The sequence below is a fragment of the Porphyrobacter sp. MBR-155 genome, from assembly GCF_040547625.1.
In the GTDB taxonomy this organism is placed as follows: Bacteria; Pseudomonadota; Alphaproteobacteria; order Sphingomonadales; family Sphingomonadaceae; genus Erythrobacter.
In genome coordinates this window covers 106,427-126,137 of the sequence record NZ_JBEPQB010000010.1, presented here as the reverse complement: position 1 = coordinate 126,137, position 19,711 = coordinate 106,427, and the positions used below count along the sequence as shown (strand labels likewise).

The 19,711-nt window shown below is 61.9% G+C and carries 21 protein-coding genes and 1 pseudogene; 15 read left to right on the top strand and 7 right to left on the bottom strand.

Going from position 1 to position 19,711, the window contains the following annotated elements; all coding sequences use genetic code 11:
• Window positions 1-456: 456 nt before the first annotated feature.
• Together ABIE62_RS14720 and ABIE62_RS11895 are read right to left on the bottom strand one after the other, a co-directional pair.
• Window positions 457-578, bottom strand: a pseudogene (locus tag ABIE62_RS14720) (IS200/IS605 family transposase); the annotation flags it as partial.
• 147 nt (window positions 579-725) lie between these two features.
• Window positions 726-2,258, bottom strand: coding sequence for a replicative DNA helicase (locus ABIE62_RS11895; protein ID WP_354326270.1), 1,533 nt, complete (start codon window positions 2,256-2,258; stop codon window positions 726-728).
• A 136-nt stretch (window positions 2,259-2,394) separates the two neighbouring features.
• On the opposite strand from ABIE62_RS11895, the gene ABIE62_RS11890 reads away from it, so the two are divergent.
• From ABIE62_RS11890 to ABIE62_RS11880, 3 genes are all read left to right on the top strand, one after another.
• Window positions 2,395-2,922: a UPF0262 family protein gene (locus ABIE62_RS11890; RefSeq protein ID WP_354326269.1), complete on the top strand. Its 528-nt coding sequence runs from the start codon at window positions 2,395-2,397 to the stop codon at window positions 2,920-2,922.
• Window positions 2,923-3,046: 124 nt separating this feature from the next.
• On the top strand, window positions 3,047-3,655 hold the full coding sequence (locus ABIE62_RS11885; protein ID WP_354326268.1) for a glycoside hydrolase family 25 protein: 609 nt from the start codon (window positions 3,047-3,049) through the stop codon (window positions 3,653-3,655).
• Window positions 3,652-4,077: a cytidine deaminase gene (locus tag ABIE62_RS11880; protein WP_354326267.1), complete on the top strand. Its 426-nt coding sequence runs from the start codon at window positions 3,652-3,654 to the stop codon at window positions 4,075-4,077. Before ABIE62_RS11885 ends, ABIE62_RS11880 begins: the two co-directional genes overlap by 4 nt.
• Here the strand turns inward: ABIE62_RS11880 and ABIE62_RS11875 are convergent.
• Window positions 4,074-5,213 (bottom strand): M14 family metallopeptidase, encoded by a 1,140-nt coding sequence (locus ABIE62_RS11875; RefSeq protein ID WP_354326266.1) that lies wholly within the window; start codon window positions 5,211-5,213, stop codon window positions 4,074-4,076. The genes ABIE62_RS11880 and ABIE62_RS11875 overlap by 4 nt on opposite strands.
• Window positions 5,210-5,845: a hypothetical protein gene (locus ABIE62_RS11870; RefSeq protein WP_354326265.1), complete on the bottom strand. Its 636-nt coding sequence runs from the start codon at window positions 5,843-5,845 to the stop codon at window positions 5,210-5,212. Before ABIE62_RS11870 ends, ABIE62_RS11875 begins: the two co-directional genes overlap by 4 nt.
• A 118-nt stretch (window positions 5,846-5,963) precedes the next feature.
• On the opposite strand from ABIE62_RS11870, the gene galE reads away from it, so the two are divergent.
• The 3 genes from galE (at window position 5,964) to ABIE62_RS11855 (ending at window position 7,918) form a co-directional block, all read left to right on the top strand.
• Window positions 5,964-6,989 carry a UDP-glucose 4-epimerase GalE gene (gene galE / locus ABIE62_RS11865; RefSeq protein WP_354326264.1) on the top strand — a complete coding sequence of 342 codons (1,026 nt, stop codon included), beginning with the start codon at window positions 5,964-5,966 and terminating at the stop codon, window positions 6,987-6,989.
• A gap of 102 nt (window positions 6,990-7,091) precedes the next feature.
• On the top strand, window positions 7,092-7,217 hold the full coding sequence (ykgO, locus tag ABIE62_RS11860) for a type B 50S ribosomal protein L36 (RefSeq protein ID WP_017666014.1): 126 nt from the start codon (window positions 7,092-7,094) through the stop codon (window positions 7,215-7,217).
• Between the two features lie 98 nt (window positions 7,218-7,315).
• Window positions 7,316-7,918 carry an HAD-IA family hydrolase gene (locus ABIE62_RS11855; protein WP_354326263.1) on the top strand — a complete coding sequence of 201 codons (603 nt, stop codon included), beginning with the start codon at window positions 7,316-7,318 and terminating at the stop codon, window positions 7,916-7,918.
• 178 nt (window positions 7,919-8,096) lie between these two features.
• Here ABIE62_RS11855 and ABIE62_RS11850 read toward each other — a convergent pair whose 3' ends face one another.
• Window positions 8,097-8,507, bottom strand: a complete 411-nt coding sequence (locus ABIE62_RS11850; RefSeq protein WP_354326262.1) for a DUF8200 family protein — start codon at window positions 8,505-8,507, stop codon at window positions 8,097-8,099.
• 139 nt (window positions 8,508-8,646) lie between these two features.
• Here ABIE62_RS11850 and ABIE62_RS11845 point away from each other — a divergent pair, with 139 nt between their 5' ends.
• Window positions 8,647-9,201, top strand: coding sequence for a winged helix-turn-helix transcriptional regulator (locus ABIE62_RS11845; protein WP_354326260.1), 555 nt, complete (start codon window positions 8,647-8,649; stop codon window positions 9,199-9,201).
• A 76-nt stretch (window positions 9,202-9,277) separates the two neighbouring features.
• The gene (gene recQ, locus ABIE62_RS11840) at window positions 9,278-11,068 is read left to right on the top strand and encodes a DNA helicase RecQ (RefSeq protein WP_354326259.1); all 1,791 of its coding nucleotides are present in this window, start codon (window positions 9,278-9,280) and stop codon (window positions 11,066-11,068) included.
• A gap of 18 nt (window positions 11,069-11,086) precedes the next feature.
• Here recQ and ABIE62_RS11835 read toward each other — a convergent pair whose 3' ends face one another.
• Window positions 11,087-11,881, bottom strand: a complete 795-nt coding sequence (locus ABIE62_RS11835) for a hypothetical protein (protein WP_354326257.1) — start codon at window positions 11,879-11,881, stop codon at window positions 11,087-11,089.
• Window positions 11,882-11,961: 80 nt separating this feature from the next.
• Window positions 11,962-13,452, bottom strand: a complete 1,491-nt coding sequence (locus ABIE62_RS11830) for a YifB family Mg chelatase-like AAA ATPase (RefSeq protein WP_354326255.1) — start codon at window positions 13,450-13,452, stop codon at window positions 11,962-11,964.
• A gap of 142 nt (window positions 13,453-13,594) precedes the next feature.
• Between ABIE62_RS11830 and ABIE62_RS11825 the strand changes: the two genes are divergently transcribed.
• From ABIE62_RS11825 to ABIE62_RS11795, 7 genes are all read left to right on the top strand, one after another.
• Window positions 13,595-14,638 (top strand): hypothetical protein, encoded by a 1,044-nt coding sequence (locus tag ABIE62_RS11825; RefSeq protein WP_354326253.1) that lies wholly within the window; start codon window positions 13,595-13,597, stop codon window positions 14,636-14,638.
• 95 nt (window positions 14,639-14,733) lie between these two features.
• Complete coding sequence (gene rpmH, locus ABIE62_RS11820) at window positions 14,734-14,868, top strand: 50S ribosomal protein L34 (protein ID WP_036801591.1); 135 nt, start codon at window positions 14,734-14,736, stop codon at window positions 14,866-14,868.
• 114 nt (window positions 14,869-14,982) lie between these two features.
• Window positions 14,983-15,381 carry a ribonuclease P protein component gene (gene rnpA, locus ABIE62_RS11815; RefSeq protein WP_354326251.1) on the top strand — a complete coding sequence of 133 codons (399 nt, stop codon included), beginning with the start codon at window positions 14,983-14,985 and terminating at the stop codon, window positions 15,379-15,381.
• Entirely contained in the window at window positions 15,381-15,590 is a 210-nt protein-coding gene (gene yidD, locus ABIE62_RS11810) for a membrane protein insertion efficiency factor YidD (RefSeq protein ID WP_454184813.1), read from the top strand. Before rnpA ends, yidD begins: the two co-directional genes overlap by 1 nt.
• A gap of 66 nt (window positions 15,591-15,656) precedes the next feature.
• Window positions 15,657-17,402, top strand: coding sequence for a membrane protein insertase YidC (gene yidC, locus ABIE62_RS11805; RefSeq protein WP_354326248.1), 1,746 nt, complete (start codon window positions 15,657-15,659; stop codon window positions 17,400-17,402).
• 3 nt (window positions 17,403-17,405) lie between these two features.
• Complete coding sequence (gene yihA / locus ABIE62_RS11800) at window positions 17,406-18,092, top strand: ribosome biogenesis GTP-binding protein YihA/YsxC (RefSeq protein WP_354326247.1); 687 nt, start codon at window positions 17,406-17,408, stop codon at window positions 18,090-18,092.
• A gap of 469 nt (window positions 18,093-18,561) precedes the next feature.
• The gene (locus ABIE62_RS11795; RefSeq protein ID WP_354326246.1) at window positions 18,562-19,554 is read left to right on the top strand and encodes a LacI family DNA-binding transcriptional regulator; all 993 of its coding nucleotides are present in this window, start codon (window positions 18,562-18,564) and stop codon (window positions 19,552-19,554) included.
• Window positions 19,555-19,711 lie beyond the last annotated feature (157 nt).

Below are 19,711 nucleotides of genomic sequence, written 5' to 3'. Positions count from 1 at the left end.
AAACGATTTCCTCGTCGAGCCTAGTGACCGGACACGTACTGATAAGCTCGTAACATAGGCACACCGTACGCGACAGGTCGCACTTATATCACTCTGATTTAAAACCTGAAAACGGCGAAAATTGGATGTGGCAGCTTCTCAATCAAATCCGACTTGCCAATCGGATCCGATAAACTGGACGCTACATCGCTGAAAAAGCGTCACAACTCCATCAAGGTTGGCTATCCGAATCTGATTGACGATTCCCAGCTTCGAATCCGAACCGGACTGTCCCAAGTTTTCCACATGCATCCAGCAAATTTAGGGTGCCGGTTGGGGGCCAGAGAAATTAGATCTTCAAACATTAGTCGATAATCTCATATTAATACGCCGTCTTTTGGCTTCCCGCTACCGCTCCATTCTCCCGTTATCGTATGTCCGATAGCGTCTGGACAGCCCCCTGAACGACTGCCGCCGCTACGATCGTGTCGAGGGACTGAAGCCGTTTTTGCGGGTATGTCGATCGAGATATCGCATGATGATGTCATCGGTGACGTTGCCGGTGTGGTTGAGAAGTAGCCGCGTTGCCAGAAGCGTTTGATGAAGGCGAGGATTTCGGCGGCTGATTTTGTCCAGTGATATGGATTGGGATTTTCGTTGTGAGCTTCGATGAAGCCGATGATGCCGGTTTCGAGTTCGGCAGTGGAGCGATGAATGCCGCAGTGCAGCTGTTTGCGCGCCAAATCTCACTCGAAGCCGTAATCCGAATAGTCCTTGTAATTGGGTGAGGTGAACTTGGTGATGTCGCTCTGGAAATGCAGCGGGACATTGCCGGTCGAACCGTGGCGCTGTTTGGCGACGATCAGCGTCGCCTTGCCCACCATCTGTTCGTATTTTTCCTCCCACGACCGGTATTTTTCCTGAACGTCTGGCGTGCTGCTGCCGTCGGGCATGTCGGGCTTCACCAGCATGTGGTAATAATCCGAGCGGAAGATGAACCACACCATGTCCGCATCCTGCTCGATCGAACCGGATTCGCGCAGGTCGGACAACTGCGGGCGCTTGTCCTCACGGCTTTCGACTGCGCGGGAAAGCTGCGAAAGCGCGATCACCGGCACCTGCAATTCCTTGGCCAGCGTTTTCAGCCCGCGGCTGATTTCGGAGATTTCATTGACGCGGTTGTCATTGGCGCGGCCTGACCCTTGCAGCAGTTGCAGATAATCGACCACGATCAGCCCGACGTCATGCCGCCGCTTCATCCGCCGCGCGCGGGTGCGCAGCGCTGCGATGGTGAGTGCCGGGGTATCATCAATATACAACGGCAATTCTGCGAGCCGCTGGCTGGCATAAGACAGTTTCTGGAAATCTTCGCGGCTGAGCTTGCCGCTGCGCAGGTTTTCTGACGAAATCTCGGCCTGTTCGGCCAGAATGCGCGTGGCGAGCTGATCGGCGCTCATTTCCAGGCTGAAAAATGCGACCGGTGCGCCGTAATTGAATTCGCCGCCATCGCGCTGCCATTCAAGATGCTTTTCCGCGCAATTGAAGGCGATGTTCGTGGCGAGCGAGGTCTTGCCCATGCCCGGTCGCCCGGCGAGGATCACAAGATCAGAATTGTGCAGGCCCGAGGTCTTGCGGTCGATTGTTTCAAGGCCGGTGGTCTTGCCGGACAGGCCGCCGCCTGAATTCATCGCGGCTTCGGCCATCTTGATCGCCTGCACCGCCGCATCGCGGAAGGTTGCTGCCTCGCGCCCGGTCGCCGCGCCTTCTGCCACGCGGAACAGATCGGCTTCGGCCTGCGCGATGCGGTCCATCGGCGAGGTGTCCTGCGAGGTGTCAAGCGCGCCTTCGACCAGCCCGCGCCCGACGCTCACCAGCTCGCGCAGCAAGGCCAGATCGTAAATCTGCTGCGCCAGTTCGCGCGGGGCGAGCAACCCGGCCCCGCTGGCGGTAAGCTGCGCCAGATAGGACGTGCCGCCCAAATCCTTAAGCGCCTCGTCCGCTTCGAAATAGGGGCGCAGCGTTACCGGCGATGCAGTGGTGTTGCGTTCGATCAGCACCAGCACGCGTTCATAAATGCGCTGATGCAGGGCTTCAAAGAAATGCTCGGGCCGGATCGGCACCTGCAGTTCCTCGATCACCCTGTTATCAATCAGCACCGCGCCGAGAAATGCGGCCTCGGCTTCGAGATTATAGGGCAGCTTGCGCATCGGGCTGTCGGCATCGCTGGTGCCTTCACCGGGGGCAGCGTTGATTCTGGTGACTTTTGCAGGTTCGATCATGGCGGTCTGATGCGCCTCACGCCCCCCATCGCGCAAGGGTGATCGCTGCCAATATTTATTTCTCATGCTGTGGATAGCGGGGAGAGTTTACCGAAGTGCTTGAAGTGCAGCCCCTGCATCTGCGAAGGCAGGGTCTATGGCCGATCTGCCGCGCGATTCCCTGCCCCTGTCACCTGCTGTTGCGGGGACGTATCGTATTGCGCAGGTAACGCTCGACGAAGCGACGATCCTGTGGCGCAACGCCGATGTCGAGCAGGAACGCCGCGTGGCGATTTATGACCTGATCGAAGAAAACACCTTCAAACCGGTGCGCGCGGTCGAGCGTGGGGGGGCTGGCCCCTATCACCTCCACCTGTCTGTGGCCGATGGGCGGCTGGCGATGGATATCAGCGACACCGCGGGCACGCTGCTGGAAACGCTGGTGATCGGAATGGCCCGGTTCCGCCGCCCGATCCGCGAATATTTCGCGATATGTGACAGTTACTATCAGGCAATCCGCAAGGCGACCCCGACCGAGATTGAAACCATCGACATGGCCAGACGCGGGATCCACAATGGTGCAGCGGAACTGCTGCTGGAACGGCTGGAGGGCAAGGTCGAAACAGATTTTGCCACCGCCCGCCGCTTGTTCACGCTGATCTGCGTGCTGCACATCAAGGGCTGACAGGTACATCATGGCGCGCGGGCGCAAGACATCCGGACGAAAGACACCGCGTCGCTGGCTTTTGCGGATCGGCGCCTTGGCTGCGTTAGTCGCGCTCGCCTTTGCGGCGTGGCTTTGGTGGGACATGCGTGAATGGCGCCCGAACGAGGCGCTCTATCCCGAACAGGGTGCGCTTGCGCCGGTGGGCGGGGCCGAGGTGAAGTTTGCCACGCTGAAAGCGATCGGCGCGCAATTCGTCTATCTGCCGCTGGTGCTCGACCCGCTGCCCGATGCGCCGGGCGGTTTTGCCAATCGGTACCGGCGCGCGCGCGCTGCCGGGATGAAAGTGGGTGTCGTGCTCAATTTCGACCCCTGCGCTCCGGCCGATCTGCAAAGCGGGATGTTTGCGCAGATGGTACCGCGCGACCCTGACCTGCTGCCGCCTGCGATTGGCCTCACCCGGCTTGCCGATGGTTGCTCTCCCAAGGTCAGCGATGCAGCGGTGGAAAGCGAGCTGATGACGCTGATCAATCAGATTGAAACCCACGCGGGCAAGCCGGTGATCCTCAAACTGAGCCGCGCGTTCGATCAACGCCACAACACCGCCGCTGCGCTGACCCGCGATCTGTGGTTGGTGCGCGACCGGGCGCGGCCGGACTATGCGGGCCGACCGTGGCTGCTATGGAGCGCCAACAGCGCGTTGGTGAGCGCGGCGAGCGAGGAGCCGGTCGAATGGGTGGTGGTGCAGAAATGACCCTGGATAATGCGCAGGAACAGGCGCTAATCAGCGCCGCAATCGCCGCCGCCGAGCACTCCTACGCGCCCTATTCCGATTACCCGGTGGGCGCAGCGTTATTGTTTGATGATGGCGCGATAGTGACCGGCTGCAATGTCGAAAACGCGAGCTACGGCCTCGCACTGTGCGCGGAAACGGTCGCGGTAGCCAAGGCGTTGGGCGAAGGTCGGCGCGGTGGATTGGTCGCGGTAGCGGTGGTGGGCCTCAAGGCAGGGATCGAACCGATCACCCCTTGCGGGCGCTGCCGTCAGGTCTTGAACGAAGTCGCCGCGTTGGGAGCAACCGATCCGCTGGTGCTGTGCGTGAGCGAGGCGGACGTGCGGCGCGTAACGCTATCCACGTTACTGCCGCACGCCTTCGGGCCTTCGAACCTCGCTTAGGCCTCTTTACCCCCCAACCACTCCACCAACGCCGCCATGCATTCGCGGCCCAGCAGCTTGCAGCGTTCGGGGCTCCAGCCTTGTTCGGGCTCAGGGAAATCGGCGAGATCTTTGTAAGGCATTTCCAGCGTCATCGCGACCGCGCCGAACCGCTGTGCGACCTGATTGGTGCTCATCGACAGATTGGCGCGGCCCGCTGCGGCCTTAGGATAACCCAGCTTCGTCTGAAAATCCGGGGTGCGGCGGTCAAGGATGCGCTGATAGCGGTAATAGCCTTCGCCCTGTTCTTCGCTCCACGAAGGGATGCCTTCAAATCCAGCGAGAAACACCGCCGGGATCGCCTCATCCGCGTGGACGTCCATGGCGAAGTCGACGCCGGTTGCATCCATCCGATTGCGAATCGCCAGCACTTCAGGCGCGCGTTCCGGTGTTGGATCGGCCCATTCGCGGTTCAGGTTGGCCCCAACCGCATTGGTTCGTAAATGCCCACGCCTTGAACCATCAGGGTTGCAGTTGGGCACGATATGGATGCGGCACGCCTTGCGCAGCGCTCGCGCCACCGGATCGGCGGGATCGGTCAGGCATTCCAGCGCGCCTTCGATCCACCATTCGGCCTGCGTCTCGCCCGGATGCTGGCGGGCGTAGAGCCACACCTGCACATCGCCTTCGCCCATTTCCAGGCAATCGATCGGCTGACCATCCAGCGTGGTGCCCAACCGCACCAGGTCGACGCCCTCGCATGAAGCAGTTTCAGCGATCAGATCGTGATGCCGCTCCATCGAATAAGGCGCAAAATACGCGAACCAGCATACGTCCGATGCGGGCAGATAGCGGATGGTGAGCGTCCCGCCATCCTCGTCCGGATTGTAGGTGCTCTCCGCACGCGTCCAATAATCGCGATCTTCGCTGACGCAGGCGTTATAATCAGGCCAGCCGCCGGGATAGGCGCTGGCATTCAGCCCGGTCAGCTTCAGAATCACGTCTTCGCCCGCAGTGGCGGCGACGCGGAAATAGAACCACTGGAAGAACTCGGATGCATTATCCTGCCGGATCGCCAACCGCGCAGTGCGGCCTTCGATCCCGAGCACGTCGATATTGCCGCCGTCGAAGGCGGCATCGATAAACATTTGCGTCATTTGGTTCCTTGAAGTTGCTTGACCTTGATCGTCACGGTTTCGCCATCGCCGCCGGGAAAGTCACGGAACAAGGCTGCGGCCAGGGTGCGGGCGCTGGCGTCGACTTGCGAATAGGGCGATTTCACCCCTGTCGCAATTTGCGCGCGGCCTTCCCACAAGGTGGCATTGTCACCTTGGTTGATGCGCACTGAAAGTTCGGTGATGGCCGTGGCGTCTTCGCGCCCGCCGCCCAGATTGAGGCCAACGCCAAGGCCGACACCTGAGCCGTAGCTGCCCGTCTGCCCGCCGACCCCGACGCTGACCGGGCCGCGCTCGGTCCGGGTTTCCGCGACGATGGCGTTGCGGCTGGTGCGGATCGCAGCGGTTTGATCAGCGCGGCCTTCGGTAACAGTATAACCCAGCGCCGCGAGTTCTGCGCTGACCGCAGCGGCAAACGCACGGCGTGCGCCTTCGTTTCTGATTTCATCGGGAAAGTTGATCGCAATTGTCCCCTGGCCCAGCGCGGCGCGCTCTGTTGCCGGGGCGACAAAGCGGGTGACTTCGACCGGGCCGGTATAGGGCGTGGTCGCGCAGGCCGACAGCGCCAGTGCAGCGGTGACAGTGACAGGGGCAAGCAGGCGGAATGTGGACATGGCGAATTCCTTTTATAGCGCCGTCTATATAGAGTCGGCGCATCAATGTGCACAGGGGCGCTGTGCCGTTTAAAAGGTTGACGTTTTCTAAGCGATCTTTGTGATAGGGGCACTTCCCATGATGTCTCACAACAAACCTTGCGTGCTCGTGACTGGCGGTGCGGGCTATATTGGCAGCCATGCGGTGCTTGCGCTTAAAGACGCGGGCTGGCCGGTGGCGGTGATCGACAATCTTTCGACCGGCTTTCGTTTCGCCATTCCCGATGGCGTACCGCTGTATGAAGGCGATATTGCCGATGCTGGCCTGCTCGCGCGCATCTTTGCCGAACAGGGCCTGGGCAAGGGGCGCGGTGCGATCATGCACTTTGCCGGATCGATCATCGTGCCCGAAAGTGTCGCTGACCCGCTCAAATATTATCAGAACAACACCGCCAAAAGCCGTGCGTTGATTGCCGCGGCGCTGGCGGCAGGCGTGCCGCATTTTATCTTTTCCTCGACCGCTGCGACTTATGGCATCCCCGATGTGGCAGCGGTTAGCGAAGACACGCCGCAGCACCCGATCAACCCCTATGGCTGGTCAAAGTTGATGACCGAGCAGATGCTCGCCGATGTCGCCGCCGCGCATCCGATCAATTGCGGGGTGCTGCGCTATTTCAATGTTGCAGGGGCCGATCCGCAGGCGCGCAGCGGACAATCGACGGCAGGCGCCACGCATCTGATCAAGGTGGCCATCGAAGCGGCGCTGGGCCTGCGCGAATCGGTCGCCGTGTTCGGCACCGACTTCGCCACACCCGATGGGACCGGTGTGCGCGATTACATTCATGTCAGCGATCTGGCTGCGGCGCACGTGTTGACTTTGGAGGCGCTGATGGCAGATCCGGCGCGTTCGCTGACGATGAATTGCGGTTATGGCCGGGGGTTTTCGGTGACCGAGGTGTTAGATGCAGTCGATCGCGTGACGAATCGCAAACTCCATCGCCGGATCGAGGGGCGGCGTGCAGGCGATCCCGATTCGCTGATATCCGATCCTTCGCGGCTGAAACGGACGCTCGGTTGGCAGCCGCAGCACGCCAAGCTCGACACGATCATCTCCCATGCGCTGGCGTGGGAGCGCAAATTGTCCGATTTGAGAGTAGGGGCGTGACGCAAGCGCATTGACGCGGGACGCCACTGCCGCTAACGGCACGCTTCAATTTCCGCGCGTCGGGCCTGATCCGGCGCGCTTTCCATTTGAAAGCCGAGAGCCATGAAGATCGTCAACAGCCTCAAGTCGCTCAAGGGCCGCCACCGCGATAACCGCGTGATCCGTCGCCGTGGGCGCACCTATGTCATCAACAAGACCGACCGTCGCTTCAAGGCTCGTCAGGGCTAAGCGATTCGCGGTGCGGCTGCCCGATGCGGTAGCCGGAACAATCAACGGCCCGCCTCCTCACTGGAGCGCGGGCCGTGATCGTTTGAGGAGTGGGTGACGTGCAGAAAGCCGTGGTGTTCGATGTCGGGCGAGTGCTGTTCCAATGGCAATTGCGCGCCTTGTTCGAAAAGCTGATCGATGACCGGGGTGAACTCGATTGGTTCCTCGCCAATGTGGTGACCGAGGAATGGCATTTCGACCATGATCGCGGGCGGGCGCTAGCCGATATGGTGCCCGAACGAATTGCCGCATTCCCGCAGTATGAAATGCTCATCCGTGCCTATGCAACGCGTTTTAACGAAACCGTTCCGGGGCCGGTCGCAGGGTCGCATGAGTTGGTGCGGCGCTTGGCAGCCACTGGCGTGCCGTTGTTCTGCCTGACCAATTTCGGCGACGAGTTGTGGCAGGTGTTCCGCCCGACTCAGCCGATTTTCGACCTGTTCGATGACATCGTCGTTTCGGGGATCGAAAAAGTCGCCAAGCCCGATCCGCGCATTTACGAAATCACCGAAACACGCAGCGGGCGAAGCGGCGCTGCGCTGTTTTTCACCGACGACAACCCTGATAACATTACCGCCGCCAAGGCGCGCGGCTGGGATGCCCACCTCTTCACCGATGCGGCGAGCCTTGAAAGCGCACTGACCGGGGCTGGACTGCTCTAACAATCACTCAAGCAAGGCGCTGCAACGACGCCGAAGGCGCTTGCCTGGATGGGTGAGCGCAAAACAGGAAAAGCAAAACCCCCGGACGCGCTCTGGGAACAGCGCGCATCGGGGGCCTTGGAGCTCTGTTCCAGCTGGAGAGGGTGCCGGACAGAGGGGGGATGGGGTTACAGCCAGATCAGCCGTTGCACTTTGCAAGTTCGTCGGCCGCCAGGTCTTCGCCATCGACCTTGAAGGCCGCGACTTCACCAAATTTGCGGTTGAGGCCGCGACAAACCCGCAACGGGCGGGCGCTTGCCTTGTTCGCGACGCAGGTGTTGTCTTTGCACGCCCAGGCGACGCCGCCGGCGACGGCGCGATTTTCACTGATCGGTGCAGCAAGGGTGGCGGTGTAATAGGCGTTGCCTGCTGCATTTACCGGGGTCGCAGTGGCAAAGCCAAAGCTTACGCCGGTATACAGCAGCGCGGTGGCGAGGATGGCGAGCTTGCCGGTGCGGGGAACAGAGAGGGTGTTGATCATCTGGGTAATCCTTTTGTTTTTGTGCCCTTGGGGCGGTGGTGCTTTGGCGTCTGCGCCGCTATTTTGCAACGCAACATTTCGATTCGAAACTAGTTGCTATTCGCCACCTATATATTTAGGTTGCTTGTTGCAACTGAAAAATGAAATTTTTTGTGGCAACTCGGAAAAGCGGTTACACACCTCCTGAAGATGGCAAGGAACACGAAGCATGGGCGACTTGAGAGAACCACTGCGCGATCTGATCGAATGCGGGCTGCCGCAGGCGCTGGAGGTCATGGGTGAGCGCTGGTCGTTCATGATTCTGCGCGCGAGTTTCAACGGTCTCAAGCACTTCGAGGAATTTCTGAGCGAGCTCGGCATTGCCCGCAACATCCTTTCGAATCGCTTGGCCAAGCTGGTTGAACACGGCATTCTGAAACGCGAACCCTGCGCCGATGATCGCCGCAAGATCGAATATCGGCTGACTGAAAAAGGACTCGACCTGCTGCCCGCGATGCTGGCGCTGCGCCAGTGGGGGCAGAAATACGGCAGCGAACAGGTGTTCGAAGACCCAGTGCTGGTTGACGAACGCGATCGCCTGCCGATCGGCCCGGTGTCGATCCTCGCGCATGATGGCCGCATCCTTGGTCCGCAAGATCTTTGGCTGGTGCGCCCTGAAAACCTCGGGCTTCGTGCCGATGGCTCGGTGGCGACCCTCGCCGCAGGTCTGGGCAAGGGTGACGTGGTCGATCTGGCCGCAGCCAAGGCCGCTGCTGCGCGTTGATCCGCCTCCCGATTATCCGACGATAGCGGTGCCTGTGCGGGTGCCTTCGGGCTATCCGATGGGCTAGGGTCGCGCGATGCACGCGCCCGCAAATCCTGACATTCACGACATTCTTCGCCGCACCTTCGGCTTTCCCGGCTTTCGCGGGCAGCAGGAAGCGGTGATCGCGCGGGTGATGCGCGGGCAGCACAGCCTTGCGCTGATGCCGACAGGCGCGGGCAAAAGCCTTTGCTATCAGGTGCCGGCGCTGGCGCGGCGCGGCACCGCCATCGTCATTTCGCCGCTAATCGCATTGATGCACGACCAGATCCGGTCGGCGCACGCGGCGGGGATTCGCGCCGCGTCGATGACCTCGGCGGATAGTGACAATGCCGCCACCGCCGAGGCGTTTCGTGCTGGCGCGCTCGACCTCCTCTACGTCGCGCCCGAACGCGCTGCGACCAGTGGGTTTCAAGCGTTACTGGAACATACGCAGATTGCACTTTTCGCGATTGATGAGGCGCACTGCGTATCCGAATGGGGCCACGATTTCCGCCCTGATTATCGCGGGCTGCGGCCCATGCTCGATCGCTTTTGCAATGTCCCCCGCCTCGCTCTCACCGCCACCGCCGATCCGGCCACGCGCGTCGATATTCTGCGCCAGTTGGGCATTCCTGATGACGGGCTGATCATCGCCGGGTTTGACCGGCCGAATATCCGCTACGCCATCACGCCGAGGAATAACGGCCCGCGCCAAATCACCGATCTGCTTGCACGATTATCCGGCGCAGGGATCGTCTATGCGCCGAGCCGAAAGGCGACTGAAGATATCGCGGCGGCAATCACCCGCACGGGCCGCGAGGCAGGGTTCTACCACGCCGGGTTAGACCCGGAACGGCGCGCCGCGACGCAGGCCGCATTCGTGCGGTCGGAAAGCATGGTAATGGTCGCTACCATCGCGTTCGGCATGGGGATCGACAAGCCCGACGTGCGCTTCGTGATCCACGCCGGCCTGCCCAAATCGATCGAGGCCTATTACCAGGAAACCGGCCGCGCCGGACGTGATGGCGATCCGGCTGAGGCGCATCTGTTGTGGGGGGTGAGCGATTTTTCGCGCGCGCGCCAGTGGCTGGGCGATGTCGAGCCGGAGCGGCTGGCGGGCGAACAAGCACGATTAAACAGCCTTGCCGCGTTGGTCGAAACCCCAGAATGCCGCCGCGCGGTGCTGCTCCGGCATTTCGGCGAGCACCCGCCAGAACGGTGCGGCAATTGCGACAATTGCGAAAACCCGCCGCGCGTGGTCGATACCAGCGAGCTGGCGCGCAAGCTGTTATCGGCGGTCTATCGCACCGGGCAAAGCTTCGGCATCGGCCACATCGAAAAGGTGCTGACCGGCCAGAGCGACGAACGCATCACCAGCCGCGCGCATGACAAGCTGTCGGTGTTCGGCATCGTCGCTGGCGAGGAGGCGGCGCTGCTGCGCCCGCTCGCCCGAACTCTGGTGGCGCGCGGGATGCTTGCGGCGACCGAACATGGCGGGCTGATGCTCGGCCCCGCAGCGCGTCCCGTGTTGAAGGGTGAAGCCAGCGTCACTATCGCCGAGCCGCCGCCAAAAGCCCGCCGCAGCCGCCGCGCACGCGGCGAGGCTGCGCCCAACCCGGTCGGCAACCCGCTGTTCGAGGCGCTGCGGGCCAAGCGCAAGGAACTCGCCAGCGAACACGGCATCCCGGCCTATGTCATCTTCCACGATTCGGTGCTGCGCGACATGGCGCACAAATGCCCTGAAACTCTGGCCGAATTGGGCGAGATACCAGGCGTGGGGGCGAAAAAGCTGGAGACGTGGGGCGGCGATTTCTGCGCGGTCATCCGCAACCATCTGACGGGTTAATGCACCGTGCTGAAAAGGTTAGCGCGGCGCCTGCCGCAGCGTGTAATCAATCCTGATCCGCACCCATGATCCGAACTGTTCGCGCCCGCCAATCCGTGCGGGTCGGACACGGAACTGCCATGCAGCGGCCATCACCGCCCGGCCGATCTGCGACCCCGCAGGCGTTTCTCCGATCAGCACGCAATCCTCGACATAGTAATCGGGCACGGTCTTGCACGCGATCAGCGCAGCTCCCGGCCCGTTGGCGGTGGAGAGGTAGCCCGCCAGCTCGGAATCGGTCGGTTCGCGGTACCAGCGCGCGGCGTATAGCGGCTCACCATTGGGCGCGGTGCCGACGCGCTGACTGTCGCCTGCGGTGCGCGGGTTGCCGGTATCGGCGGGGCCATAGGTGCGCCCCGGATTGATCCTGGCCGCGATGGTCGGTGATGGGCTCGGTTGCGGTTCAGGTTGCGGCGGCGCGGGCGGTGGCTCTGCGGAAGGTTGCGGGTTCAGGTTCAACGGCGACAGGCGCAACGCTTCAGGCTGGGCGACCGGCTGCACAACTTGTTGAGTTGCAGTGGTTTCGGGCTGCGACTGTGGCGGCTGCTCAGGCTCTGGCTCAGGCGGGGCGGCGAAATCGGTCGCGGCAAATTCGGTAACGGCCTGCTTGCCATCCTCAGTACCTGCGATCCCCGCGCCGAGCGTTAACAGCAACAGCACGATGAGCGCTTCGATGGCGATAGCGATGGCCAAGCTCGCCGCCTTGCGCCGCGCTGGACCATGCCACAACGCGCCGAACCGCACGACAAGCCCGTGCGGTTGCTCGGCCACCATTGCTGAGGGATCGTCTGAAATTGCCAATGCGCCCTTGATCGGCCAGATTGCGGGGGAATGATCCGGCCTTGCGGTATTCCTTAACCCGTCATCAGGCGATAGGACAATGCCTCTGCAATATGGACCCGGCCCACGGTGTCTGCCCCGGCAAGGTCAGCGATGGTGCGCGAAACCCGCAGCATTCTGGTGTATCCACGCGCCGACAACCGCAGTTTCTCAGCCGCTTGCAACAAAAGCGCCCGCCCCGGTTCGTCGGGCGTGGCAAAATGTTCGAGCTTTTCGCCCTCCAGTTCCGCGTTTGATCGCACGCCCCGGCTGACTTGCACCGCGCGCGCTGCTGCAACCCGGCGGCCAACCTCGGCGCTGCCCTCAGCCGGCGGAGGCAGCGCCATGTCGACCGCGCTCACCGCTGCGACATGGACGTGAAGATCGATGCGGTCGAGCAGCGGGCCGGACAATCGTGCCTGATAATCGCCAACGCAGCGCGGATATTTGTTGCAGTTCCGTGCCGGATCGCCCGCATAGCCGCAGCGGCACGGGTTCATCGCTGCCACCAGCTGCACCCGCGCCGGGAAGGTCACATGGGCATTGGCGCGCGCGACATCGACCTTGCCGGTTTCGAGCGGCTGGCGCAGCGAATCGAGCACCGGGCGCTGGAATTCGGGCAGTTCATCGAGGAACAGCACCCCCAGATGCGCCAAGCTGACCTCTCCGGGGCGAACTTTCAGCCCGCCGCCGGTCAGCGCCGCCATGCTGGCCGAATGGTGCGGCGCGCGGAACGGGCGGGCGCGGCTGATCCGCCCTGCCTCAAGCGTGCCCGCGACCGATTGCACCATTGATACTTCAAGCGCTTCACCCGGTGTAAGGTCAGGCAGGATACCGGGCAGGCACGATGCCAGCAGGCTTTTCCCCGAACCCGGCGGGCCGACCATCAACAGATTATGCCCGCCAGCCGCCGCGATTTCGAGCGCGCGCTTGGCGGTTTCCTGACCCTTTACCTGCTTCATGTCCGCGCTGTGGACGACATCGGTGACTTCGCCGCGCGGCGGTTCCTGCAAGACAAGGCTGCCCTTCAGATGCCCCAGCAGGCTGACCAGATCGCGCGGGGCCAGCACCGGCACCCCGCTCGCCCAGCGCGCCTCCGGGCCTTGTTCAGCGGGACAGATCAGACCAACTCCCGCCTCACTCGCATGCAGCGCCGCGATCAGCACGCCGGGGCTGGCGACCACCCGGCCATCCAGCGCCAATTCTCCCACCGCAACCCAATCCCCCAATTGCTCGGCATCGGTCACACCCATTGCCGCCAGCAGCGCCAACGCAATCGGCAGGTCATAATGCGATCCGTCTTTGGGCAGATCGGCGGGGGAAAGGTTGATGGTGATCCGCTTGGGCGGCAGCGCCAGACCCATCGCCGACAGCGCCGATTGCACCCGTTCGCGGCTTTCGCTGACCGCCTTGTCGGGCAGCCCGACCACGGTGAAACGCGGCACACCGGGCGCAACCTGACACTGCACCTCCACGGCGCGCGCTTCCAGCCCGAGATAGGCAACTGTCCGAACCAGCGCGACCATTCAGCGACCCCATTAACCCGTTTCAGATGGGTTTGTGCAGCTTGGCGAGAGACTTGTCGAGCGCTGCGGCGCGGTTTGGCAGGGATTTTGAAAGCATATCTCTTGGCAATTCCGGAAGGCGTGCGGGCCGATGGTGGCTTGGATGACACGCGCCCTCGCCCTGATCTCTGCCATGCTGATGGCCGCGCTTGCGCTGCTGCTGCCCGGCGGCGCGGCGGTTGCGCAATCGGATTGGGGCGCTGCGCGGCTGGTGAGCACGACTAGCTGGGTCGAGGAATGGGATCCGGCGACGCAGGCGTGGGTGCGCGTGGACGATCACGCAGCCGAGGTTACTAGCGCAGCTTACGAGACCACCACCACAGTTATGGAAGCGGGCGGCGTCACCATTACCGAGACCATTACCACCGCGCCAACGCGCTTCATCGCGCAGCCGTTACGGCAGGCCGGGCAAGGCGCTGGCTTGGCGCAATTCGGCCCATTCCGCGTGCTGGACGCGCGCCGTGCAGCCTTGGTGGCGAGCACCGATGCTGCCTCTCCGGCCGCGTTTGCAGCGATGCTGGCGGCGTATCCGGGGTTGGAAGTGATCGATTTTGTCGATGCGCCGGGCACCAATAATGATCTCGCCAACCTCGAACTTGGCCGGGCGATCCGTGCGGCTGGGCTGTCCACCCATGTGCCTGACAGCGGATCAGCGCGGTCGGGTGCGGTCGAGCTGTTCCTCGCCGGAAACGAGCGCACGATCGCGCCCGGCGCGCTGTTTGCGGTGCATTCATGGCGCGATGAACGCGGGCGCGAACCCACCGATTTTGCACCCGACGCGCCCGAAAATCGCCTCTATCTCGATTATTATGCCGAAATGGGGATGAGCGCGGATGACGCGCAGGCATTTTACGCGATGACCAATTCGGTGCCGCATGCGGCCGCATTGTGGCTGGGAGCCGCCGATATGGCGCACTGGATCGCCCCGCGCGCCCCTTTGACCCGCGCGCTTCCGCCGCAACTTGAACCCTTGCTGCGCCGTGCGCTGGCCCGTTCTGGCAAGGCGCTGGCTGATGCGGCGCGGATGGGGTGGGCGACGCCGGCTAAACCTCAGGCTATGCCCGGGCTCGCTTATGCCGATCTTGGCCCGATGAACTTGGCCGTGATTGACGCGCCCTTGCTTGACTCATGGCTGGCTTTCCCATAAGCGCCCGCGCCTGATCTTGGTCGTGGATTGCGGCTGTGAACGGTGCGTTTGCGAGATGCCTCTCGTCAGGGTGCCGATAATTTTTCGAGGATGATATGAAGCGGACTTTCCAACCCAGCAATCTCGTGCGCGCCCGTCGCCACGGTTTCTTCGCACGCAAGGCGACCCCCGGTGGCCGCAAGGTGCTGCGTGCCCGCCGTAACCGCGGCCGCAAAAAGCTCTGCGCGTAATTTTCTGGCGCCCTCAGGCGCCGGGCGCGGGCCATCCGGCCCGCTTGGCTATCGCGGCATAAGCCGCGGCGGGCAGTCGCCCTTGCGGGCTCCCATTGGGAGCCCGTTTGTCATATGGTGGCCCCTGTGATCCCCGTTGTGATCTCCGTCCTTACCAAGCGCGCCGATTTCCTCAGCGCCAACACTGGCACGCGCAATGCGCGCGCGGGGTTTGTGTTGCTCACCCGGCCCAATGGTGGGAAGGGTATTCGCTTTGGCATTACCGTCACCAAGAAAATCGGCAACGCAGTGGTGCGCAACCGGATGAAGCGGCGGTTCCGCGAATTGCTGCGCGCCGCCCTGCCCACGCAAGGCCTGCCCGATCACGATCACGTGCTGATCGGCCGCGCGGGCGGAGTGGAGCGCGATTTTGCGCTGATGGCCGAAGAACTGACCAAGGCGCTTGATCGCGCGCGCGAAGGCAAGGGCGATCCGGCTGGCGGTCGTCGCCCCAGAAAAGGGAATCGCAAGTGATGAAGCACCTTCTCATCCTGATTGCGCGGCTCTGGCAAATCGGCCCATCGCGCATTCTGCCGCCGACCTGTCGCTATTCCCCATCGTGCAGCCAGTATGCGATCGAAGCGATCGGCAAATATGGCGCGTTCAAGGGTGGATGGATGACGACGAAGCGGCTATTGCGCTGCCAACCATGGGGTGGGTGCGGGCATGATCCGGTTCCTTGAGGACTGGAAAACGCACTGCCTTAACCCCATAATACACCTTGTTTCGCATTCTTTCAGGGCATCATCTTGGACAACCAGCGCAATCTTCTGCTCGCCGTCGTGCTTTCGGGCCTGCTCATTCTCGGGTGGGACGTCGGGATGCGGTATTTCTATCCCGAAGCGGCACAGACCGCTTCTGTCACGGATACCGGCAGTCCGGCGCAGGCTGGCTCGGCTGCAGCAACCGGGGACATTGGCGCAGATGCCAAGCTCGCGCAGAAAGTAACGCTCAAGGGTGCGCTCGCCAGCCCTGACCGGGTGGTGATCGATACCCCGCGCGTTGCCGGTTCGATCAACCTTGTCGGCGCGCGGATCGATGACATCGTGCTCAAGGATTATCGTGAGACGCTGAAAAAAGATTCCGGCCCCGTGCGCCTGTTCGCGCCCGAAGGCACACCGGGCCAGTATTTCGCTGAATTCGGCTTTGTCACCGGCGGGCTGCGCCAACCTTCCACCGCGCTCTGGCAGGCGGACGGGGCAAAGCTTACGCCTGAAACACCGGTCACGCTGACCCGCACTGATGCTGCTGGCGTAACCTACACCATCCGCTTCGCGATTGACGCCGATTACATGATCACCGCCGATCAGACGGCGACCAACGCCAGCGCTGCGGCGGCGATTATCCAGCCGTTCGCGCTGATCAAGCGCACCAGCACGAATGCGACGCCTGATCAGTTTGTGGCCCATTCCGGCCCGGTGGGCGTGTTTGGCGGGACGCTGTGGGATCCGCATTCCTATGCTGAGTTGGCAGAGCTCGGCGGTGAAAAGCCCGAGGGCGCGGCAAGCTGGCTCGGCTTTACCGATCAATACTGGCTTGGCGCTCTGGTGCCCGGAAAAGGCGAAACCGACAGCGTCGGCTTCCGTGCGCTAGGCGGAGAACTGTTCCGTTCCGACCTGCTCTATGCCGCCAAGACTGTCCCCGCAGGCGGCAAGCTGACGCAATCGACCCGCCTTTACGCCGGGGCCAAGGACAGCCTGATCCTCGACAAGTACCAAGACAGCGGCATCACCTATTTCGGCAAAGCGATCAGCTGGGGTTGGTTCGAAATATTCGAAAAGCCGATCCTGTGGCTGCTGCGCACGCTGAACGGCCTCGTCGGCAATTTTGGCGTGGCGATCATCCTGCTGACCGTGATCATCCGCGGGCTGATGTTCCCGATCGCGCAAAAAGGCTTTGCCTCGATGGCGGGGATGAAGGCCGTTCAGCCCAAGATGAAAGAGATTCAGGAACGCTACAAGGACGACAAGCAGCGCCAGCAGCAGGAAATCATGAAGCTGTACAAGGATGAAAAGGTCAATCCCTTGTCCGGCTGCCTGCCGATGCTGATCCAGATTCCGGTGTTCTTCGCGCTTTACAAGGTGCTGGTGCTGGCAATCGAGATGCGGCACGAACCTTTCATCGGATGGATCAAGGATCTTTCGGTGCCCGATCCGGCGCATATCCTCAACCTGTTCGGGCTGCTGCCCTATGATGTGCCGGGCTTCCTGGCGATTGGCCCGTTGGCGGTGCTGCTGGGCATCACCATGTGGCTGACCTTCCGGCTCAACCCGACTGCGATGGACCCGATCCAGAAACAGATGTTTGCGATCATGCCGTGGGTGTTGATGTTCGTGATGGCACCGTTTGCAGCTGGCTTGCTGCTTTACTGGGTGACGTCGAACATCCTCACCGTGGCACAGCAAAGCTATCTTTATTCCAAGCACCCGCAGCTCAAAGCCGCGAGCGCGAAGGAAAAAGAAGTCGCCGACCGCAAGAAATCGGCCGAGGGATAGCGCGTGACCGTGCAGGACGAATCCGAACAGACCGCGCGCGAGGAAGCGGCCAGCAAGCTCTTTTCAGGGCCGGTCGATTTTCTGCTGTCCGCGCCGCAGCTGCAATTCCTGCCCGATCCGGTGGTGCCCGAAATCGCGTTTTGCGGGCGCAGCAATGTTGGGAAATCATCGCTACTCAATGCGCTGACCGGACGGCGGGCGATTGCGCGCGCTTCGGTGACGCCGGGGCGCACGCAGGAATTGAACTTTTTCGATGTCGGGCGGCCCGAAGAAGGCGACCCGCTGCCGCTGTTCCGGCTGGTCGACATGCCCGGCTATGGCTTTGCCAAGGCACCGGTGAAGGTCGTGGGCAAGTGGAAAACGCTGGTCAAAAGCTACCTGCGCGGACGGGCGGTGCTGGCGCGCACATTGGTGCTGGTCGATAGCCGCCACGGGCTGAAACATACCGATCGCGAAATGATGACGATGCTGGATGAAGCCGCTGCCAGTTACCGCGTGGTGTTGACCAAGACCGACAAGATCAAGGCAAGCGAACTGGAAGCAGTCGCCAATCGCACTGCTGACGAGATCAGAAAACACGTCGCCGCCTACCCCGAATTGCACCTCACCAGCGCCGAAAAGGGCATGGGGATCGCGGCATTGCGTGCCGCCGTTGTCAGCGATGCCTTGGGTGAAGGCTGGGCGGGATAGGCTGCCTGCGGCCAAAGCGAACATCGAAGCGCACCGGACCGAAGGCTGAGAGTGACCGGCTGACGCCTGTAGGATCATGCGAAGGGGCTGAAGCCAAGCGGATCATGGAACTGACCGCCTGAGATATCGAGGCTTCGTTCGCGATGTCGAACAGGGAAAATCGCGTAAGGACCAGAAACTCGGTCACCGCAAACGTATCGTCGTGCGCGGCGGACCTGGTGCGGCACGCAAGGCCTTTCGCGACCTCTCCGCCATGTGCAGCTTCGCTGTCCGCCGCGGACTGGTCGACACCAACCCATGCGGGAAAGCAGTCGTCAGGAGGACAGATGGGCAGCCGCCTTCAGTGACGAGCAACATTGAACAGCACTGGTTCGGCTGTACCGAGCATTGCATATGCGTTGTCGCAGGGTGTATGCACCTCTTCTATTCCGTCCGCACTCCCGATATATTGCAACAGGTTACGCATTCCATGCCCAAAGCCAAGATGCCCGCCAACCTGACCATGGCCGATATTGCCCGATTGGCGGGCGTTTCTCCGATCACGGTTTCGCGCGCATTGGCTGGCAGCGCCGCGGTGCGCGACGAAACACGCCAGAAGATTGTTCGCATCGCCGAGGAGGCTGGGTACCGCCTCAACCAAGCAGCGCGGAACCTGCGCCACCAGCGCAGCAATACGATTGCAGTCGTGGTCGAAATGACCCCATCAAGTACTCGCCCGATGAGCGAACCATATCCGCTGGCGTTGCTCGGTGGGATTGTCCAGGAATTGTCGAGCGCGAATTTTACGCTCAGCCTGTCGACGCTCGCCACCTTTGCCGCTGCACCCGGGGCGGTCGACGGAATCATTTTGCTCGGCCAGGGAATGCATAATGATGCGGTGGCCGATATCGAAAGACTGGGTCTTCCGCTGGTGGTCTGGGGCGCGGTCAGACCCGACAGCCGTCATGTGGTTGTAGGGAGTGACAATCGAGATGGCGGAGTTCTCGCCGCAGACAGGATGGAGCTATTGGGACGCAAGCGGCTGGTGTTCCTAGGGGATACCGAACATGCCGAAGTCGCTGACCGGCATGAGGGCTTCACATCAAGGTTGCTAGACAATGGGGCGACGCTGCTGGGCACTGTTCCTTGCGAATTCAGCTTTGTCGCCGGCCATGATGCGATGCAGGAACTGTTGAACCAGCATGGCAACCAGATCGATGGTGTATTCGCCAGCAATGATGCCATCGCCATGGGCGCGATCCGCGCCCTTGCTGAAGTAGGCCGGCGCATTCCGCGAGATGTGGCAGTGATCGGCTTCGACGATTCACAAAGCGCCTCGTTTTTCGTCCCCGCGCTTACAACGGTGCGCCAGCATTGGAATGAGGGAGGCAGGTTGTTGGCGCGTAAGGCGCTCGCCGCGATTCAAGGTGAACATGCCGAATCAGAAGAAATGCCAGTGGAACTTATCGTAAGATCGAGCTGAATCGACCGAGTGAAATACCCACCTATCCGCAAGCCCTAAAATGCCAACAGCAGATTTTCCGGCTGACTGCTTGGGAGTTATGATATCCGTACCATGAAAATGACATCGATATCTTGACATCGATACCATAATGCGTTCATGTCGTCCGCATAGAAGT

Bases quoted from the DNA above. Each gene is read 5' to 3' on its own strand.
- ABIE62_RS11895 (WP_354326270.1), bottom strand. From the start codon at position 2,258: ATGATCGAACCTGCAAAAGTCACCAGAATCAACGCTGCCCCCGGTGAA.
- ABIE62_RS11890 (WP_354326269.1), top strand. From the start codon at position 2,395: ATGGCCGATCTGCCGCGCGATTCCCTGCCCCTGTCACCTGCTGTTGCG.
- ABIE62_RS11885 (WP_354326268.1), top strand. From the start codon at position 3,047: ATGCGTGAATGGCGCCCGAACGAGGCGCTCTATCCCGAACAGGGTGCG.
- ABIE62_RS11880 (WP_354326267.1), top strand. From the start codon at position 3,652: ATGACCCTGGATAATGCGCAGGAACAGGCGCTAATCAGCGCCGCAATC.
- ABIE62_RS11875 (WP_354326266.1), bottom strand. From the start codon at position 5,213: ATGACGCAAATGTTTATCGATGCCGCCTTCGACGGCGGCAATATCGAC.
- ABIE62_RS11870 (WP_354326265.1), bottom strand. From the start codon at position 5,845: ATGTCCACATTCCGCCTGCTTGCCCCTGTCACTGTCACCGCTGCACTG.
- galE (WP_354326264.1), top strand. From the start codon at position 5,964: ATGATGTCTCACAACAAACCTTGCGTGCTCGTGACTGGCGGTGCGGGC.
- ykgO (WP_017666014.1), top strand. From the start codon at position 7,092: ATGAAGATCGTCAACAGCCTCAAGTCGCTCAAGGGCCGCCACCGCGAT.
- ABIE62_RS11845 (WP_354326260.1), top strand. From the start codon at position 8,647: ATGGGCGACTTGAGAGAACCACTGCGCGATCTGATCGAATGCGGGCTG.
- recQ (WP_354326259.1), top strand. From the start codon at position 9,278: ATGCACGCGCCCGCAAATCCTGACATTCACGACATTCTTCGCCGCACC.
- ABIE62_RS11835 (WP_354326257.1), bottom strand. From the start codon at position 11,881: ATGGTGGCCGAGCAACCGCACGGGCTTGTCGTGCGGTTCGGCGCGTTG.
- ABIE62_RS11830 (WP_354326255.1), bottom strand. From the start codon at position 13,452: ATGGTCGCGCTGGTTCGGACAGTTGCCTATCTCGGGCTGGAAGCGCGC.
- ABIE62_RS11825 (WP_354326253.1), top strand. From the start codon at position 13,595: ATGACACGCGCCCTCGCCCTGATCTCTGCCATGCTGATGGCCGCGCTT.
- rpmH (WP_036801591.1), top strand. From the start codon at position 14,734: ATGAAGCGGACTTTCCAACCCAGCAATCTCGTGCGCGCCCGTCGCCAC.
- rnpA (WP_354326251.1), top strand. From the start codon at position 14,983: ATGGTGGCCCCTGTGATCCCCGTTGTGATCTCCGTCCTTACCAAGCGC.
- yidD (WP_454184813.1), top strand. From the start codon at position 15,381: ATGAAGCACCTTCTCATCCTGATTGCGCGGCTCTGGCAAATCGGCCCA.
- ABIE62_RS11795 (WP_354326246.1), top strand. From the start codon at position 18,562: ATGCCCAAAGCCAAGATGCCCGCCAACCTGACCATGGCCGATATTGCC.